17 protein-coding genes are annotated in these 17,554 nt (G+C 58.5%); 10 read left to right on the forward strand and 7 right to left on the reverse strand.

Going from position 1 to position 17,554, the window contains the following annotated elements; genetic code table 11:
• Positions 1-127 precede the first annotated feature (127 nt).
• From atpE to glmS, 10 genes are all read left to right on the forward strand, one after another.
• Positions 128-385, forward strand: a complete 258-nt coding sequence (gene atpE / locus KBY08_RS16745) for a F0F1 ATP synthase subunit C (RefSeq protein WP_002555987.1) — start codon at positions 128-130, stop codon at positions 383-385.
• Between the two features lie 57 nt (positions 386-442).
• Complete coding sequence (locus tag KBY08_RS16750; protein ID WP_003401414.1) at positions 443-913, forward strand: F0F1 ATP synthase subunit B; 471 nt, start codon at positions 443-445, stop codon at positions 911-913.
• Between the two features lie 12 nt (positions 914-925).
• Entirely contained in the window at positions 926-1,462 is a 537-nt protein-coding gene (locus tag KBY08_RS16755) for a F0F1 ATP synthase subunit delta (protein ID WP_003315956.1), read from the forward strand.
• Positions 1,463-1,483: 21 nt separating this feature from the next.
• Positions 1,484-3,028 (forward strand): F0F1 ATP synthase subunit alpha, encoded by a 1,545-nt coding sequence (gene atpA, locus KBY08_RS16760; protein WP_002555984.1) that lies wholly within the window; start codon positions 1,484-1,486, stop codon positions 3,026-3,028.
• A gap of 50 nt (positions 3,029-3,078) precedes the next feature.
• Positions 3,079-3,939 (forward strand): F0F1 ATP synthase subunit gamma, encoded by an 861-nt coding sequence (atpG, locus tag KBY08_RS16765; protein WP_003367855.1) that lies wholly within the window; start codon positions 3,079-3,081, stop codon positions 3,937-3,939.
• A 27-nt stretch (positions 3,940-3,966) separates the two neighbouring features.
• Positions 3,967-5,346 (forward strand): F0F1 ATP synthase subunit beta, encoded by a 1,380-nt coding sequence (gene atpD, locus KBY08_RS16770; RefSeq protein ID WP_002555982.1) that lies wholly within the window; start codon positions 3,967-3,969, stop codon positions 5,344-5,346.
• Positions 5,347-5,389: 43 nt separating this feature from the next.
• Positions 5,390-5,815, forward strand: a complete 426-nt coding sequence (locus KBY08_RS16775; protein ID WP_003413751.1) for a F0F1 ATP synthase subunit epsilon — start codon at positions 5,390-5,392, stop codon at positions 5,813-5,815.
• Positions 5,816-5,940: 125 nt separating this feature from the next.
• On the forward strand, positions 5,941-7,308 hold the full coding sequence (gene glmU, locus KBY08_RS16780) for a bifunctional UDP-N-acetylglucosamine diphosphorylase/glucosamine-1-phosphate N-acetyltransferase GlmU (RefSeq protein ID WP_225651218.1): 1,368 nt from the start codon (positions 5,941-5,943) through the stop codon (positions 7,306-7,308).
• A gap of 336 nt (positions 7,309-7,644) precedes the next feature.
• Complete coding sequence (locus KBY08_RS16785; protein WP_003401405.1) at positions 7,645-8,412, forward strand: DeoR/GlpR family DNA-binding transcription regulator; 768 nt, start codon at positions 7,645-7,647, stop codon at positions 8,410-8,412.
• 9 nt (positions 8,413-8,421) lie between these two features.
• Complete coding sequence (gene glmS / locus KBY08_RS16790; protein WP_057444971.1) at positions 8,422-10,257, forward strand: glutamine--fructose-6-phosphate transaminase (isomerizing); 1,836 nt, start codon at positions 8,422-8,424, stop codon at positions 10,255-10,257.
• A 106-nt stretch (positions 10,258-10,363) separates the two neighbouring features.
• Here the strand turns inward: glmS and KBY08_RS16795 are convergent, their stop codons facing one another.
• The 7 genes from KBY08_RS16795 to KBY08_RS16825 all read right to left on the reverse strand — a co-directional run bounded on the left by KBY08_RS16795 (position 10,364) and on the right by KBY08_RS16825 (position 17,344).
• Positions 10,364-11,089 carry an NAD-dependent epimerase/dehydratase family protein gene (locus KBY08_RS16795; protein ID WP_096135240.1) on the reverse strand — a complete coding sequence of 242 codons (726 nt, stop codon included), beginning with the start codon at positions 11,087-11,089 and terminating at the stop codon, positions 10,364-10,366.
• A gap of 350 nt (positions 11,090-11,439) precedes the next feature.
• Positions 11,440-12,420, reverse strand: coding sequence for an SdiA-regulated domain-containing protein (locus KBY08_RS16800; protein WP_111522534.1), 981 nt, complete (start codon positions 12,418-12,420; stop codon positions 11,440-11,442).
• A gap of 41 nt (positions 12,421-12,461) precedes the next feature.
• A complete protein-coding gene (locus KBY08_RS16805) occupies positions 12,462-13,991 on the reverse strand; it encodes an ArnT family glycosyltransferase (RefSeq protein ID WP_096126716.1) in 1,530 nt (509 codons plus the stop codon).
• Positions 13,988-14,272: a lipid-A-disaccharide synthase N-terminal domain-containing protein gene (locus KBY08_RS16810; protein WP_003367870.1), complete on the reverse strand. Its 285-nt coding sequence runs from the start codon at positions 14,270-14,272 to the stop codon at positions 13,988-13,990. Before KBY08_RS16810 ends, KBY08_RS16805 begins: the two co-directional genes overlap by 4 nt.
• Positions 14,269-15,012, reverse strand: coding sequence for a glycosyltransferase family 2 protein (locus KBY08_RS16815; RefSeq protein ID WP_024640371.1), 744 nt, complete (start codon positions 15,010-15,012; stop codon positions 14,269-14,271). Before KBY08_RS16815 ends, KBY08_RS16810 begins: the two co-directional genes overlap by 4 nt.
• Before the next feature lie 11 nt (positions 15,013-15,023).
• On the reverse strand, positions 15,024-16,019 hold the full coding sequence (locus tag KBY08_RS16820; RefSeq protein WP_024640372.1) for an NAD-dependent epimerase: 996 nt from the start codon (positions 16,017-16,019) through the stop codon (positions 15,024-15,026).
• Positions 16,016-17,344 carry a UDP-glucose dehydrogenase family protein gene (locus tag KBY08_RS16825; RefSeq protein ID WP_177410952.1) on the reverse strand — a complete coding sequence of 443 codons (1,329 nt, stop codon included), beginning with the start codon at positions 17,342-17,344 and terminating at the stop codon, positions 16,016-16,018. The genes KBY08_RS16820 and KBY08_RS16825 overlap by 4 nt, the downstream gene beginning before the upstream one ends.
• Positions 17,345-17,554: the final 210 nt, after the last annotated feature.

A 17,554-nucleotide genomic window follows, 5' to 3' on the forward strand; every position in this document is an offset into this window, starting at 1 on the left:
GGACGCGTCTGATGACCGTCTCGCCAGTGGCGAGGCGGTGCCCGCAAGGGCTGATGTAGAAACGATTTTGTTTTACCGCTTCAATTAAAAAAACCTAACCAATACGACGTAAAAGTCGGGAGGAAAGATGGAAACTGTAGTTGGTCTAACCGCTATCGCTGTTGCACTGTTGATCGGCCTGGGCGCACTGGGTACTGCAATCGGTTTCGGCCTGTTGGGCGGCAAGTTCCTGGAAGGCGCAGCGCGTCAGCCGGAAATGGTTCCAATGCTGCAAGTTAAAATGTTCATCGTTGCGGGCCTGCTCGACGCCGTGACCATGATCGGTGTTGGTATCGCTCTGTTCTTCACCTTTGCGAACCCCTTCGTTGGTCAACTCGCTGGCTGATCACTCGAATTTTCGAGTTGATTGGTGTGATGGACAACGAACGAGCGAGGTGTTGGCGTGAACATTAATGCAACCCTGATTGGCCAGTCCGTTGCGTTCTTCATTTTTGTGCTGTTCTGCATGAAGTTCGTGTGGCCTCCGGTCATCGCGGCTTTGCACGAACGTCAGAAGAAGATCGCGGATGGACTGGACGCTGCTTCCCGAGCAGCTCGCGACCTGGAGCTGGCCCAAGAAAAAGCGGGTCAACAACTGCGCGAAGCTAAAGCTCAAGCAGCCGAGATCATTGAGCAAGCCAAGAAACGCGGTACTCAGATTGTCGACGAAGCCCGTGAAACGGCACGCGTTGAAGCTGACCGTGTGAAGGCTCAGGCTCAGGCCGAGATCGAGCAGGAACTGAACGGTGTCAAAGACGCCTTGCGCGCCCAGTTGGGTAGCCTGGCAGTCAATGGCGCAGAGAAGATCCTGGGTGCCACAATCGATCAAAACGCGCACGCGGAGCTGGTTAACAAACTGGCTGCTGAAATTTAAGCGAGGGCGATCATGGCAGAACTGACCACGTTGGCCCGACCTTACGCGAAGGCGGCCTTCGAGCATGCGCAGGCCCACCAGCAGCTGGCCAATTGGTCAGCCATGCTCGGCCTGGCTGCTGCGGTGTCGCAAGACGACACCATGCAGCGCATGCTCAAGGCCCCGCGACTGACGAGCGCACAAAAGGCCACCACTTTTATTGAAGTGTGTGGCGAAAAGTTCGATGCCAAGGCACAGAATTTCATTCACGTCGTTGCTGAAAACGACCGCCTCCCGCTTTTGCCGGAGATCGCCGAACTGTTCGACCTGTACAAGGCCGAGCAGGAAAAATCGGTCGATGTGGATGTCACCAGTGCTTTTGCATTGAACCAAGAACAGCAAGACAAACTCGCCAAGGTTCTCAGTGCACGGCTCGGCCGGGAAGTGCGCCTGCATGCTGCGGAGGATGCCTCTCTTATAGGGGGTGTCGTCATCCGCGCCGGCGACCTGGTTATCGATGGCTCAGTTCGTGGCAAGATCGCGAAACTAGCCGAAGCATTGAAATCTTGAGTTTGAAGGGGCAGCAGAGCAATGCAGCAACTCAATCCTTCCGAAATAAGTGAAATCATCAAGGGTCGCATCGACAAGCTCGATGTAACCTCCCAAGCCCGTAACGAAGGCACAGTCGTCAGCGTGTCTGACGGTATCGTGCGGATTCATGGTCTGGCCGACGTAATGTACGGCGAAATGATCGAGTTTCCGGGCGGCGTCTACGGTATGGCGCTGAACCTTGAGCAAGACTCCGTGGGTGCCGTTGTACTGGGCGCTTACACGACTCTGGCTGAAGGCATGAGCGCCAAGTGCACTGGCCGCATCCTCGAGGTTCCGGTGGGTAAGGAACTGCTGGGTCGCGTTGTCGATGCACTGGGTAACCCAGTTGACGGCAAAGGTCCGCTGAACAACACCGAGACCGATGCGGTCGAGAAAGTTGCTCCAGGCGTGATCTGGCGTAAGTCGGTAGACCAGCCTGTACAGACTGGCTACAAGGCTGTCGATGCCATGATTCCTGTCGGCCGTGGCCAGCGTGAGCTGATCATCGGTGACCGTCAGATCGGTAAAACCGCTCTGGCCATCGACGCAATCATCAACCAGAAGAACAGCGGCATCTTCTGCGTCTACGTAGCGATCGGTCAGAAGCAATCGACCATCGCCAACGTTGTTCGCAAGCTCGAAGAAAACGGCGCACTGGCTAATACCATCGTCGTGGCTGCAAGTGCTTCCGAATCCGCTGCGCTGCAGTTCCTTGCACCGTACTCGGGTTGCACCATGGGCGAGTTCTTCCGCGACCGCGGTGAAGACGCGCTGATCGTTTATGACGATCTGTCCAAGCAAGCAGTGGCTTACCGCCAGATTTCCCTGCTGCTGCGCCGTCCACCAGGCCGTGAAGCTTACCCAGGCGACGTGTTCTATCTCCACTCCCGTCTGCTGGAGCGCGCATCGCGTGTTTCCGAAGAGTACGTAGAGAAGTTCACCAACGGCGCAGTGACCGGCAAAACCGGTTCCCTGACCGCACTGCCGATCATCGAAACCCAGGCTGGCGACGTTTCCGCGTTCGTTCCGACCAACGTGATTTCCATCACCGACGGTCAGATCTTCCTGGAATCGGCCATGTTCAACTCCGGCATCCGTCCGGCTGTGAACGCCGGTGTTTCGGTATCCCGTGTGGGTGGTGCCGCTCAGACCAAGATCATCAAGAAGCTTTCCGGTGGTATCCGTACCGCTCTGGCTCAGTACCGTGAACTGGCGGCATTCGCCCAGTTCGCTTCTGACCTGGACGAGGCGACCCGCAAGCAACTTGAGCATGGTCAGCGCGTTACCGAGCTGATGAAGCAGAAGCAATACGCACCAATGTCGATCGCTGACATGGCGCTGTCGCTGTATGCCGCTGAGCGTGGGTTCCTGACTGACGTCGAAATCGCCAAGATCGGCAGCTTTGAACAAGCGCTGATTGCTTACTTCAACCGCGATCACGCCGATTTGATGGCGAAGATCAACGTGAAGGGTGACTTCAATGACGAAATCGATTCTGGCATGAAAGCCGGCATCGAGAAGTTCAAGGCCACCCAAACCTGGTAAGCCGCAGCGGGGGCCGCAAGGCTCCCGCTTGCTAACCTGATAGGTGTTACATGGCAGGCGCAAAAGAGATTCGCAGCAAGATTGCGAGCATCAAAAGCACGCAAAAGATCACCAGCGCCATGGAAAAAGTGGCGGTCAGCAAAATGCGCAAGGCTCAAATGCGCATGGCTGCTAGCCGTCCTTACGCGGAGCGCATTCGTCAGGTGATTGGTCATCTGGCAAACGCCAACCCGGAGTACCGCCACCCGTTCATGATCGAGCGCCCTGTGAAGCGCGTCGGTTATGTCGTAGTGAGCAGTGACCGTGGTCTGTGTGGTGGCTTGAATACCAACCTGTTCAAGACTCTGGTCAAGGACATGGCGGTGAACCGTGAAAACGGTGTAGAGATCGATCTGTGCGTGGTCGGCAGCAAAGGTGCGGCATTTTTCCGCAACTTCGGCGGTAACGTCGTCGCTGCGATCAGCCACCTGGGCGAAGAGCCGTCGATCAACGACTTGATCGGCAGCGTCAAGGTGATGCTGGATGCCTACCTGGATGGCCGTATTGATCGCCTGTCCGTGGTATCCAACAAGTTCATCAACACCATGACCCAGCAACCAACAGTGGAGCAATTGATTCCGCTGGTGGCAACCCCGGATCAAGGGCTCAAGCACCACTGGGACTATCTCTACGAACCCGATGCCAAAGAGCTGCTAGACGGCCTTATGGTTCGCTACGTGGAATCGCAGGTGTACCAGGCGGTGGTCGAGAACAACGCAGCTGAACAAGCAGCGCGGATGATCGCGATGAAGAACGCCACAGACAACGCCGGTGATTTGATCAGCGATTTGCAGCTGATCTACAACAAGGCGCGTCAGGCAGCGATCACCCAAGAGATCTCGGAAATCGTCGGCGGCGCTGCCGCGGTTTAACGGTTCAAATATTAGAGGAACCAGCTAATGAGTAGCGGACGTATCGTTCAAATCATCGGCGCCGTGATCGACGTGGAATTCCCACGCGATAGCGTACCGAGTATCTACAACGCGCTGGAAGTTCAGAGCGCGGCAGGAACCACCCTGGAAGTTCAGCAGCAGCTGGGCGACGGCGTGGTTCGTACCATTGCGATGGGCTCCACCGAGGGCTTGAAGCGTGGTCTGGAAGTCACAGACTCTGGCGCAGCCATCTCCGTACCGGTCGGTAAAGCGACGCTGGGCCGGATCATGGACGTGCTGGGCAACCCGATCGACGAAGCTGGCCCGATCGCCACCGAAGAGCGCTGGGGCATTCACCGTCCTGCACCGTCCTTCGCTGAGCAGGCAGGCGGCAACGACCTTCTGGAAACCGGCATCAAGGTTATCGACCTGGTCTGCCCGTTCGCCAAAGGCGGTAAAGTCGGTCTGTTCGGTGGTGCCGGTGTCGGCAAGACCGTAAACATGATGGAACTGATCCGTAACATCGCCATCGAGCACAGCGGTTATTCCGTGTTCGCCGGTGTGGGTGAGCGTACTCGTGAGGGTAACGACTTCTACCACGAGATGAAGGACTCCAACGTTCTGGACAAAGTGGCACTGGTCTACGGTCAGATGAACGAGCCGCCGGGTAACCGTCTGCGCGTAGCACTGACCGGCCTGACCATGGCCGAGAAGTTCCGTGACGAAGGTAACGACGTTCTGCTGTTCGTCGACAACATCTATCGTTACACCCTGGCCGGTACCGAAGTATCCGCACTGCTGGGCCGTATGCCTTCCGCAGTAGGTTACCAGCCGACCCTGGCTGAAGAGATGGGCACTCTGCAAGAGCGCATCACTTCCACCAAGAATGGTTCGATCACCTCGATCCAGGCCGTATACGTACCAGCGGACGACTTGACTGACCCGTCGCCAGCGACCACGTTTGCCCACTTGGACGCCACCGTCGTACTGTCCCGTGACATCGCCTCCCTGGGTATCTACCCGGCGGTAGATCCACTGGACTCGACTTCGCGCCAGCTGGACCCGAACGTCATTGGCCAGGAACACTACGACACCGCTCGCGGCGTTCAGTACGTGTTGCAGCGCTACAAAGAGCTGAAAGACATCATCGCGATCCTGGGGATGGACGAGCTGTCGGAGACCGACAAGCAGTTGGTTAACCGTGCTCGTAAGATCCAGCGCTTCCTGTCCCAGCCTTTCTTCGTGGCAGAAGTCTTCACCGGTGCTTCGGGTAAATACGTTTCCCTGAAAGACACCATTGCTGGCTTCAAAGGCATCCTCAACGGTGACTACGACCACCTGCCAGAACAAGCGTTCTACATGGTCGGCGGCATCGAAGAAGCGATCGAGAAAGCCAAGAAACTGTAATCCCGGCGCCCGGCAACGGGCGCTATTAGGTTGAGGCAAGCAAATGGCTATGACAGTCCATTGCGACATCGTCAGCGCGGAAGGGGAAATCTTCTCCGGTCTGGTCGAGATGGTGATTGCGCACGGCAACCTGGGTGATATCGGTATCGCTCCAGGCCACGCGCCGCTGATCACTGATCTGAAGCCGGGCCCGATCCGCTTGATCAAGCAGGGTGGGGAAGCCGAGGTGTTCTACATCTCCGGTGGTTTCCTTGAAGTTCAGCCGAACATGGTCAAGGTGCTTGCCGATACTGTGCAACGTGCTGCCGACCTGGATGAAGCTTCTGCTCAGGCGGCCGTACTGGCTGCAGAGAAGGCCCTGAACGAGAAGGGCGCAGATTTCGATTACGGATCTGCAACTGCTCGTCTGGCCGAGGCTGCAGCTCAGCTGCGCACCGTTCAGCAAATTCGCAAGAAGTTCGGCGGCTAACCCTGCTGCACTCGATGCGCGATTGAGAAAAAGGGTAGCCTCGGCTACCCTTTTTCTTTTTTCAGATTTCCTCTTTCAAGTCAGCCCGCCTTCGGTCCGGTTGCCGCTCAGTTGGTAGTCCTATCATGTCTCTCGATATCGTTATTCTCGCTGCTGGCCAAGGTACCCGGATGCGTTCCGCGCTGCCGAAGGTTCTACACCCTGTGGCCGGCAATTCCATGCTGGGTCATGTTATCCACAGCGCGCGTCAGTTATCCCCAAGTGGCATACATGTCGTGATCGGCCACGGCGCTGATGCCGTGCGTGAGCAGCTGGCAGCCGATGACTTGAATTTCGTGATGCAGGACAAGCAACTCGGTACCGGCCATGCGGTTGCTCAGGCGCTGCCCGCGCTCACGGCTGACACCGTATTGATTCTTTATGGCGATGTACCGTTGATCGAAGTGGAAACGCTTTCGCGCCTGCTCGAACGGGTCAACCCGCAGCAACTGGGTCTGCTGACCGTTACGCTGGATGACCCTACCGGTTACGGCCGTATCGTTCGCGATGATCAGAATCGTGTTTGTGCCATCGTTGAGCATAAAGACGCGAGTGACGCGCAGAAGGCTATCACCGAAGGCAATACCGGCATTCTCGCCGTGCCGACCGCTCATCTCGCTGACTGGCTGGGGCGGCTGTCCAACAACAATGCCCAGGGCGAGTATTACCTCACCGACGTGATAGCCATGGCGGCTAATGACGGCCTGGTGGTTGCCACAGAGCAGCCCCACGACGCGATGGAAGTGCAGGGCGCCAATGATCGCAAGCAGCTTGCCGAGCTGGAGCGTCATTACCAGATGCGCGAAGCCCGTCGTCTGATGGCGGCTGGTGTGACCCTGCGTGACCCTGCGCGCTTCGATGTGCGTGGTGAAGTCAGCGTCGGTCGCGATGTGCTGATCGATATCAATGTGATTCTTGAAGGCAAGGTCTTGATCGAGGATGACGTGGTCATCGGTCCGAACTGCGTCATCAAGGACAGCACCCTGCGCAAGGGTGTCGTCGTTAAAGCCAACAGCCACATCGAAGGCGCGATCCTGGGTGAGGGCAGCGATGCCGGCCCGTTTGCACGCCTGCGACCAGGCAGCGTGCTGGGTGCCAAGGCGCATGTGGGTAACTTTGTCGAGCTCAAGAATGCGAACCTGGGCGAGGGCGCCAAGGTCGGCCACCTGACGTATCTGGGCGACGCTGAAGTTGGCGCACGCACCAATATCGGCGCCGGTACCATCACCTGTAACTACGATGGTGCCAACAAGCACAAGACCACGTTGGGTGCAGACGTCTTCATCGGTTCCAACAACTCTCTGGTTGCGCCTGTGGATATCCTGGACGGTGCGACGACTGCAGCCGGTTCGACCATCACCCAGAACGTGCCTGCTGAACAACTCGGCGTAGCCCGCGCCCGCCAACGTAATATCGAAGGCTGGAAGCGTCCGGTGAAAATCAGCAAAGACTGAGTTATCCACAGTTCCTGATGACCCGCGTGCCGATGCTCAGCATTGGCACGCGTCCATAACTATTCACAGTTGACACTCAAGCCAGGACGCAGAGCGTCCAGAACCGCATACCCACGCGGAGCATGGGTACGATAGCGTTCCGGCAGACACCTCTCGTTCCTCACGCTCCAGCGTGGGAATACCGTTCTTGACGCTCCGCGTCAAACCCCAGGCTCAAAAGCCGGTGTCACGAGTATCCGACAGAAATTGCGCCGCCCCATCCTGAAACCTTGACCAAACCTAAAAAATAGGTTTTGATTGCCTTCGTTATCTTTCGAAACGAAACTTAAGGCAGTCATGTCGAAGCGTAATACACCACAACGTCGCCACAACATTCTCGCCCTGCTCAACGAGCAAGGCGAAGTCAGTGTGGACGACTTGGCCAGACGCTTTGAAACTTCCGAAGTTACGATTCGAAAGGACCTCGCTGCGCTTGAAACCAACGGCCTGCTGTTGCGCCGTTACGGGGGAGCAGTGCCGCTTCCTCACGAGCTTATAAGCGATGGCAGTCAGCCAGTTTCGCGCTACAAACAGGCCATCGCCCGCGCTGCGGTTTCCAGGATTCGCGAGCACGCCAGAATCATCGTCGACAGTGGCAGCACCACGGCGGCATTGATCCCTGAGCTGGGCCAGCAACCCGGCCTGGTGGTCATGACCAATTCCCTGCATGTTGCGCGCGCCCTTACCGAGCTGGAACACGAACCGGTCCTGTTGATGACGGGCGGAACGTGGGACCCGCACTCGGAGTCCTTTCAGGGGCAGGTCGCGGAGCAGGTACTGCGTTCCTACGACTTTGATCAGCTGTTCATCGGTGCCGACGGCATTGATCTGGTGCGTGGCACTACCACCTTCAACGAACTGCTGGGCTTGAGCCGGGTCATGGCGGAAGTCGCCCGGGAAGTGGTGGTCATGGTCGAAGCCGACAAGGTCGGTCGCAAGATCCCCAATCTGGAACTGCCCTGGAGCAGTATCCACACCCTTATTACTGATGATCGCCTGTCCAGTGAGGCACGCGATCAGATACAGGCCCGCGGCATCAATCTGATTTGTGCTGCTGTCAGCTAGGAGATAACCATGTGTGGAATCGTCGGCGCCGTTGCTGAACGTAATATCACGGCCATTTTGCTCGAAGGCCTCAAGCGCCTTGAATACCGCGGTTATGACAGCGCGGGCGTGGCAGTCTTCAGCAACGAGGGCTCCCTTGAGCGCCGTCGTCGCTCCGGCAAGGTCAGTGAGCTGGAACAGGCACTTGCCGGCGAGCCGCTGATCGGCCGTCTGGGCATCGCCCACACGCGTTGGGCAACCCACGGCGCCCCGTGTGAGCGTAACGCCCACCCACATTTCTCGGCCAACACGCTGGCAGTTGTCCACAACGGCATCATCGAGAATCACGAAGCGCTGCGTGAACAGCTGAAAGGCCTGGGTTACGTCTTCGCATCCGATACCGACACTGAAGTCATCGTCCATCTGCTGCACCATAAGCTCAAGGACACCGCCGATCTGGCGGTTGCCCTGAAGGCTGCGGTGAAAGAGCTTCACGGTGCTTATGGGCTTGCGGTCATCAATGCCGCGCAGCCGGATCGCCTGCTGGCAGCCCGCAGTGGCAGCCCGCTGGTTGTCGGCATAGGCCTGGGTGAACACTTCCTGGCCTCCGACCAACTGGCGCTGCGTCAGGTCACCGACCGTTTCATGTACCTGGAAGAGGGCGACATCGCCGAGATCCGTCGCGACAGCGTGCAGATCTGGAACGTCGACGGAGTGTCGGTCGAGCGCGAAGTGGTGCAATACCATGAAGGCGCCGAAGCCGCCGACAAGGGCGAGTACCGCCATTTCATGCTCAAGGAAATTCACGAGCAGCCCAAGGTCGTACAGCGCACCCTCGAAGGTCGTCTGGGGCAGCAGCAAGTGCTGGTCCACGCATTCGGCCCACAGGCTGCCGAGCTGTTCGCCAAAGTACGCAATGTTCAGATCGTGGCCTGTGGCACCAGCTACCACGCAGGCATGGTCGCGCGTTACTGGCTTGAAGGCCTGGCCGGCATCCCTTGCCAGGTCGAAGTGGCCAGCGAGTTCCGCTATCGCAAGGTAGTGGTTCAGCCGGACACCCTGTTCGTCTCGATCTCGCAGTCCGGTGAAACCGCCGACACCCTGGCAGCGCTGCGCAACGCCAAGGAACTGGGCTTTCTGGCCAGCCTGGCGATCTGTAACGTGGGCATCAGCTCACTGGTCCGGGAATCCGACCTGACCCTGCTGACCCAGGCCGGTCCGGAAATCGGCGTGGCATCGACCAAAGCCTTCACCACCCAGCTGGTTGCTTTGTTGCTGCTGACCCTGTCGCTGGGTCAGGTCAAGGGTTCGCTGGAGGAGGGTGTCGAAGCGCAACTGGTCGAAGAACTGCGTCGCCTGCCAACCCGCCTCGGCGAAGCTCTGGCAATGGATGGCACGGTCGAGAAAGTCGCCGAACTGTTCGCCGAGAAGCACCACACCCTGTTCCTCGGGCGCGGCGCACAGTTTCCGGTGGCAATGGAAGGCGCGCTCAAGCTCAAAGAGATCTCCTACATCCACGCCGAAGCCTACCCGGCCGGCGAACTCAAGCATGGCCCGCTGGCGCTGGTCGACGCCGACATGCCAGTCGTCACCGTCGCACCGAACAACGAACTGCTGGAGAAACTCAAATCCAACCTGCAGGAAGTGCGCGCACGCGGCGGCGAGTTGATCGTATTCGCAGACGAGCAAGCCGGCATGAAGAACGGCGAAGGCACCCACGTCATCGCCATGCCACACATCATCGATGCCCTGGCACCGATTCTGTACACCATTCCGCTGCAGTTGCTTTCGTATTATGTGGCTGTGTTGAAGGGGACGGATGTCGATCAGCCGAGGAACCTGGCGAAGTCGGTGACGGTGGAGTGAGTTATCCACAGGGGTGAGGGCTTCAGTAAATTAGAGCAGACTCAGATTTATTCAAAATAAGTCCTAACGCGGTCACTCCTTCGTACGGAGTAACTGCGTTGTGGCGTCAAGCCTCCATGGAAGGAGACCACCCCAGTATGCGCTTGGCTTTTTCGTTGCTGACGGTCGGGCTGTCCTGAGTGATATTAAAAATACCACTTTGCTCTTTTTGCAACGCCAGCAGTACTGCACGCGCAGCGTCTTGTACGTGTACTGGGCTGGTACCGGTCGGCTCGTCAGTGCCGGTGTCGGGCCCGTACAACTGACCATAGCGCAAGACGGTGCCGTTCAATGCAGGCTCGCTGAGCACTTGCTGTTCCAGGGCCGCCACACCCTCCACGCTGATGCCACGGCTGCCTTGTGCCTCTACGTCCAGAGGGCTGGTTTCCAGATAAGGGGTGTCGCCTGGACGGTAGGCCCAGGCGATGCTTTGAGCTATCAGACGGGTAGCGCCAGCGGCTCGAGCGGCGGCTACCAGATTGCGCGTTCCTTCTGTACGGATACGAGCGTTGTTCTCGACCGCTTTGGCCATCAATTCGGGACTTAGGCCACGAGGCAGATCTGTCAGTTGATGAATAACAGCCCATGGCTGGATTCGGACCAACTCTTCGTTTAAACGCTCGGCGTCATAGACATCAACCACCACTGCCGTAGCACCTGTGACCTCTATGTCCTTCACTTTTTCGGCGCGGCGGGTAGCGCCATACACGCTGTAGCCCGCAGCCACCAAGAGCTTGAGCAGGGCTCTGCCGATTACACCGGACGCGCCGGCTACAAAAACTTTACGCGACATTGCACTCATCTCCTTGAGGTTTCATTGCAGAAGCAAGGCAGTCACTCGCCTGATACTGTGTCGATACCCTCTAATAAAAGCCGTGGATTCTATCGGGTAGGTTATCGACTAGGCCTAGGAATAGGCTCGGCCTGACAGCGCGCTTGAGGATGCTAGATTATTTACTGTGATTAACTTTGAATCGAGTGACAATCAGGAGCATTTCATAATGGCAACTATCGCGAAACCCGATCTGTCACGGCTCACGTCCTGAGCAACTCGCACATTTTTCCGAATTCCATTAGCTCTCCCAAAAAAGACCCTACCCCCACTCCCCGAAAGTCACCCTCAAGGCCTGGTTTCTTCACTACCTATTCCGGCACTTTCGAAAACTTGTAAAACAGATTCGGCTCGCTCACGACGTACAGGTTGCCTGCGCGATCCATGGTCAGGCCTTCGGGTTGGGGGGCGCTGTGCTTGAGGTCGGAGAAGGTAGCCAGCAGTGATCGAATGCTGACGAATCGTCCCTTGCTGTCCAGTTCTGTGATCGAGCGCGACTGGTCGCTGAGCAGCAGTAAATGGCCGGTTCGCGGGTCGTAGTAGCCGTCTGAAAGGTCGCGTGCAGCGACACTTTTCGTGATCCAGTCCAGCCGGTCGGCAATTTTGATCTGCAAACGGCCTTGATCGATGGAGCGCAGGACGCCGGAAACCTCGAACATCTGGCGTGGATCGCGTTCCTTGATCGCGAACAGGCGGTCGTTGGCGGGATCGTAGGTCACGCCTTCGAATCCCTTGTTATGAATGCTGGGGTTGATCAGTAGCGCAATGAACTGAGCTTCCTCGACGTGGATGGGGCGTGCCTGCGTCGGCAACGTGATGATGTCCAGTTGCTGGAGATCTTCATCGCACAGCACGATGCGACCGTTGCCCAGATAAGCCACACCTTCTGTGTCGTCGAAACCGATCAATGGGTAGTGGGCGATTATGTCGCCGTTCACGTCCAGCGCCAGCAGTTGCATGGGGCCTTTGTTGGTCACTGCCAGCAGTCGGTCATTGTCGTAGTCGTAGGTGATCCCGGAGATATTGGCGACGTCCGGGGCAAGTGGTTTGGCGTCGATAACCACCTGGAAATCCGGCAGCCAGATATTCTTGTCGGCTGCCGTATTGCCCTTTAACCAGGTGCGACCGTACTGATACAGCTGTTGGTGGACCTGAAAGTGTGTCGACACGGCGTAGGCCAGGATCAGCAGCCCGAGAGCAGCTGCACTCAACACGAGTTGTGCGAGTGATACCTGCCTTCGAGCGACGTTCGACCACGTCAGGCGCTTTGCCTTGATCGTTTCCAGCTGCATGGCTTCAGGCACTCCCGCGTGTTGGGTGGCTGGGCGGGGGATTAATCAACATTCTGCTGCCAGGCGAAGCGATAGGCCTGCATAGGGCGTTGCGGTTTACACCGGCCATTGTCGGCATCGGCATCGACGATGAACCAGTCAGCTCTGGAGGTCTGGCCCAGCGGCCGGGCTTTTTCCGGCAAGAAGCAATTGGCCAGTTGCTCGCCTGGCACCAGCGCAAAGGTGCCGGGGTGTTCTCTTAGCCAGCGGGCGGCCTGTTCGGTTGCCGACGGCTTGGCAAAACCGAAATGCACAATGGGTTGGCGTGCATAGAGCCAGTGCCCCTCGCGCCAGTTGACCAGCACCAGATCAGCACCTTGAGTGACGTAAGCGGCCTGTTCCATCAATTCCTTGTGTGGGTTTTGGCCTTCTATGACGGGTTCGACGAACCCTCTGGCGAACCACAGACCGAGCCAGATAACCACCACCACCGGGACGATTCGCCGAGCCCGTATGCGGTCATGGAACCAGCGTTTCAATAACCAGGGCAGCAAGGGGGCGGCTATCAGTACCAGGCCGGGCAGCGCCGGAAAGATGTAGATTTTGCGTTTGCCACTGGAGAGGCTGAAGAACAGCAGCACCAGCAACACCCACCCGAGCAGTACCAACACCCGGCCATCGTGCTTGCTCAACTGTCGGCGCCAGGCCGGGATCAGCCAGGGCAGCGCCAGCACCAGCGGCAGCCAATACTGCGGGATGACTTTGACGAAGAAATACCAGAAGGGCTCGCGATGGTCCCAGGCGCTGGCGTAGCGATTGGCGGTCTGGTGCAAGAGTATTTCCTGCACGTAGGCGAAGCCTTCCGGGCCGCCGTCACGCACGACCGAGATAATCATAGGCACCAGCCACAGGCAGCAGGCCAGCAATAACACCAGCAGACCCAGCGCCCAGCGCGCGGCCTGTCCAGGCATGGCCACGACACCGTGCCAACCTTTGTGCGCGGCATAGGCGTAAGGGATCAACATCAACGCGGGAACAAAACCGACGCCCTTGGTGATAATGCCCAGGCCCATCGCCGCACAGCTGAAATAGAACCAGCCCCAGGCCGGCCCGAGCAACACGTGGCGAACCAGGCCGTAGAAGCCCAGCGCAATCCACAGGCACAGAAAACTGTCGATCTGCCCGGTGCGCAGGATGCTGTAGGTCTGATAGGTGGCCAGGAACAGCAAGGCGGCGTACCGGCCGATGCGTCGGTTCCACAGGCGGGTGCCCAGATCGTAGAGGACTGCGGTGGTCGCGCCTGCAGAGAGCAGCCCGGGCAGGTACAGCGCGATGTTCGGGCTGCCCGTCAGCCAAATGAAGAATGCCGTCGCCCACATGAACAGCGGCGGTTTGTCGGCATAAATCTGCGCGGCCCGGTGCGGGACGAACCATGAGCCGTTCTGCAGCATTTCCAGGGCGACGCCGAGAAAACGCTCTTCGTCCACGTTCTGCGGCAGACGCAAGCCCAGGCCGCCCCCGACCAGTAAAACGGCCAGCGCGACCAGTAGCCATCCCTCGAGGCGAGGCGAAAGGTGAGTTCGCACTGTCATTGCTCCTCAGGTGTCTTGGCCTGTCGGCTGATCAGCTGCAGGTTGCGCATGTACACCAGCAGGCCAAAGGCCTGGCCGGCGATGAAGACCGGGTCCTGTCGATAAATGGCGTAGGCCAGCAGGATCGTGCTGCCCAGCATGCTCAGGTACCAGAAGCCTACCGGGATGATGCTGCGCTTCTTGAATTCGCTGTACAGCCATTGCAGGACAAAGCGGCCGGTAAAAACCGCCTGCCCGACAAAGCCGAGGATCAGCCAGAAAGTCTCGTTGTCCGGCTTCATGGCCGCAGTTCCTGTGCCTGAACATCCAGGCGAGTCCGACGGATCAGCCACCAGACGCCGACCAGATCAAGAATGCCTACCAGCGCGCGGTCCAGGTTGCCGTACTTGGACACGCCAGCCTGGCGATGACGGTGGTTGACGGGGTGCGTAACCATACGGCCGTTATGTCGCTGAATCAGCGCTGGAATGAACCGGTGCATATGGTCGAAGTACGGCAGGCGCAGAAACGCGGCTCGCTCGATCAGTTTCAGGCCGCACCCGGTGTCTGGAGTCGCGTCCTTGAGAAGCCGGCTGCGCAGGCCGTTTGCAAAGCGCGAGGCCCAGCGTTTGCTGGCGGTATCGCGCCGATTCACCCGGTGACCGGCCACCAGCTGTATCGCCTCCGAGCCCGTTGCGTGAGCGCGTACCAGCGCCAACATCCCCGGAATGTCCGCCGGGTCGTTCTGACCGTCACCGTCCAGGGTTGCCAGCCAGGTGCCGTTGGCTGCCAGTGCTGCGTGATAGACCGAGGTGCTCTGCCCGAGTGATCGCTCGTGGCGCAGGATCCGCAACATGGTCAGCCCGCTGTCCTTGAGGTGAGTCAGCACTTTCAAGGTGTCGTCTGTGCTGCCGTCGTCAACGACCAGTATCTCGTAGCGTTCCCCGTCCAGCGCTGTGCAAATTTCTTTTATCAGGCTGGGCAGGTTATCGGCTTCGTTTTTGGCCGGGATCACGACGGAGAGAAAAGTGGGCGTGGTCATGGAAGTCCTTGTTATTGAAGTGGCTCGCAGATCCGGGCCTGATAGTGCTCCCGATACCAGTCGACGAAGGCCCTGACGCCAGTGTCGACCGAGACCTGTGGTTGAAAGTCGATCCATTGGCTCAGCGCACTGACGTCAGCCCAGGTTTGCAGCACGTCGCCCGCCTGCAAGGGCAGGTAGCGCCGTTCAGCGCGCAGACCTAGCGCGGCCTCCAGGCAATCGACGAACTCCAGCAGCTTGACGGGCTGACCCCGGCCGATGTTGAAGAGTCGATGGGGCGGCTCGCTGCCAACCGCATCGGGCGGTAGCAGACGCAGGCGCAGGATGCTTTCGACAATGTCGTCGATGTAGGTGAAGTCCCGCGCCATTTCGCCGTGGTTGTAGATATCCACAGGCTGCCCGGCCAGCATGGCTTTGGTGAACTTGAACAGCGCCATGTCCGGCCGGCCCCAGGGGCCGTAGACGGTGAAAAAGCGCAGTCCTGTGGCGCGCAGGCCGTACAAGTGGCAATAGCTGTAGGCGGTGAGTTCGTTGGCGCGCTTGGTGGCGGCATACAGGGACAGCGGCCGGTCGACCGCATCCTCGACCTGAAACGGCATGCGCGTATTGGCGCCGTAGACCGAGCTGCTCGACGCGTAGATCAGGTGCGCCGGTCGATACTGCCGACAGGCCTCGAGCACATTGATAAAGCCGACCAGATTGGATTGGGCGTAAACATTCGGTTGTTCAAGCGAATAACGCACACCGGCCTGAGCCGCCAGATGAATGACCTGTTCGAAGCCATTTTGCGCGAAGAGCGCGGACAGCCCTTCGGCATCGGTGATGTCCAGCCTGTGGAACGTGAAACCTGGCAGGCGCTGGAGTAGGGCCAGGCGCGATTGTTTGAGCTCGACGCTGTAGTAATCGTTGAGGTTGTCGATGCCGACGACCTCTACGCCGAGCTCGCACAGACGCTTGGCGACATGAAACCCGATGAACCCTGCAGCACCTGTCACCAGTACCGTCATGCCGGCGTCGCCTGGCCACGACCAATGCCGTAGTAGGTAAAGCCCGCCTCACGCAGCTGCAACGGGTCGAACAGGTTGCGGCCATCGAACACCACGCGATCACCGAGCGTTTCGCCGAGCGCGTCCAGATCCAGCACCCGGTAGTCCTGCCATTCGGTCACCACCACCAGAGCGTCTGCGCCTTCCAGTGCATCTTGCTTGCACTGCACCAGTTGCAGGTCGTTTCGCTCGCCGTAATGATGCCTGACCGCTTCTATTGCTTGAGGGTCGTGCGCTTGAACCCTGGCACCGGCTGCCCAGAGTGCTTTGAGCAGGGTATGGCTGGTTGCTTCGCGAATGTCATCGGTATTGGGCTTGAAGGCCAGTCCCCAGACAGCGAAGACCTTGCCCCTCAGATCACCGTGATAATGCGTGTGGATATTTTCGAACAGGCGGTGCTTCTGGCGGCGATTGACCTGTTCCACGGCGTTGAGCAACGCCGTCTCCACGCCGTGCTCGCTGGCCGTGCCGATCAGCGCCTGCAAGTCCTTGGGAAAGCATGAGCCACCGAAGCCGCAGCCCGGGTAAATGAAGTCATAACCGATACGAGGGTCGGAGCCGATGCCAAGCCGGACCTGTTCTATGTCGGCACCCACCTGTTCAGCCAGGTTGGCGATCTCGTTGATGAACGAAATCTTGGTCGCCAGCAGGCAGTTGGCAGCATATTTGGACAGCTCTGCGCTGCGCGCATCCATGACCACAAACTTCTCGCGGTTGCGACTGAAGGGCTGATACAACTCGCGCATCTGCTCCAGCGCTCGCGGACTGGCCCCGCCGACGATAATGCGATCCGGACGCAGGCAATCACTGACTGCGCAGCCTTCCTTGAAAAACTCGGGGTTGCTGATCACTTCAAAGCCGTCATCACGTCGCGCACTGGCAGCGATCTCAGCGAGCAGGCGGTCAACGGTGCCCACTGGCGAGGTCGACTTGTTGACAATGATCGGGGCACTTTCGGCGTATCTGATCACGCAGCGCAGTACGGCAAGCACCTGGCTCAGGTCCGCCTTGCCGTCGGCTTGCGCTGGCGTACCGACGGCGATGAAGACCAACTCTGCAAAGCGACTGGCGTGTACCTCATCGGTCGTGAAACTCAGTCTTTTGCAGTCCAGGCCGTTGCGCAGAAGTTCGCCAAGACCGGGTTCGAATATCGGACATATGCCTTCGCGCAGCGCATCAATGCGCTTGCTGTCGACATCCATGCAACAGACGGTATGGCCTACTTCAGCCAGACAGGCGGCAAGAGTAAGCCCCACATAACCGGTTCCGAACACTGTCACTTTCAAGTGCCGCTCCTTCCGCCTCATGACATGAATGGATGAGCCGGTTTATTCTCAGGCGCCTCGGCAGCCTGAAATAACCAGCGCAAAATAAATGTCATAAAGGTGTTAAGGAACGATGACACGAGTTTGTCATGTAGCAAAAAAGCCGCAGGCAGTCGTCATTTCAAAATGACGGGTTATGGGGACTGCGTGCGGTGCGCGCATCCCGTAACG

Origin of the sequence: Pseudomonas sp. P135, from assembly GCF_020312125.1 — a bacterium.
Taxonomy (GTDB): Bacteria; Pseudomonadota; Gammaproteobacteria; order Pseudomonadales; family Pseudomonadaceae; genus Aquipseudomonas; species Aquipseudomonas fragariae.

Excerpts from the sequence above, each read along its gene's own strand:
- glmS (WP_057444971.1), top strand. The coding sequence starts at position 8,422 with ATGTGTGGAATCGTCGGCGCCGTTGCTGAACGTAATATCACGGCCATT.
- KBY08_RS16810 (WP_003367870.1), bottom strand. The coding sequence starts at position 14,272 with ATGAAGCCGGACAACGAGACTTTCTGGCTGATCCTCGGCTTTGTCGGG.
- atpE (WP_002555987.1), top strand. The coding sequence starts at position 128 with ATGGAAACTGTAGTTGGTCTAACCGCTATCGCTGTTGCACTGTTGATC.
- KBY08_RS16820 (WP_024640372.1), bottom strand. The coding sequence starts at position 16,019 with ATGACGGTACTGGTGACAGGTGCTGCAGGGTTCATCGGGTTTCATGTC.
- KBY08_RS16795 (WP_096135240.1), bottom strand. The coding sequence starts at position 11,089 with ATGTCGCGTAAAGTTTTTGTAGCCGGCGCGTCCGGTGTAATCGGCAGA.
- KBY08_RS16805 (WP_096126716.1), bottom strand. The coding sequence starts at position 13,991 with ATGACAGTGCGAACTCACCTTTCGCCTCGCCTCGAGGGATGGCTACTG.
- atpD (WP_002555982.1), top strand. The coding sequence starts at position 3,967 with ATGAGTAGCGGACGTATCGTTCAAATCATCGGCGCCGTGATCGACGTG.
- atpG (WP_003367855.1), top strand. The coding sequence starts at position 3,079 with ATGGCAGGCGCAAAAGAGATTCGCAGCAAGATTGCGAGCATCAAAAGC.
- atpA (WP_002555984.1), top strand. The coding sequence starts at position 1,484 with ATGCAGCAACTCAATCCTTCCGAAATAAGTGAAATCATCAAGGGTCGC.
- KBY08_RS16775 (WP_003413751.1), top strand. The coding sequence starts at position 5,390 with ATGGCTATGACAGTCCATTGCGACATCGTCAGCGCGGAAGGGGAAATC.
- KBY08_RS16785 (WP_003401405.1), top strand. The coding sequence starts at position 7,645 with ATGTCGAAGCGTAATACACCACAACGTCGCCACAACATTCTCGCCCTG.
- KBY08_RS16755 (WP_003315956.1), top strand. The coding sequence starts at position 926 with ATGGCAGAACTGACCACGTTGGCCCGACCTTACGCGAAGGCGGCCTTC.
- KBY08_RS16815 (WP_024640371.1), bottom strand. The coding sequence starts at position 15,012 with ATGACCACGCCCACTTTTCTCTCCGTCGTGATCCCGGCCAAAAACGAA.
- glmU (WP_225651218.1), top strand. The coding sequence starts at position 5,941 with ATGTCTCTCGATATCGTTATTCTCGCTGCTGGCCAAGGTACCCGGATG.
- KBY08_RS16800 (WP_111522534.1), bottom strand. The coding sequence starts at position 12,420 with ATGCAGCTGGAAACGATCAAGGCAAAGCGCCTGACGTGGTCGAACGTC.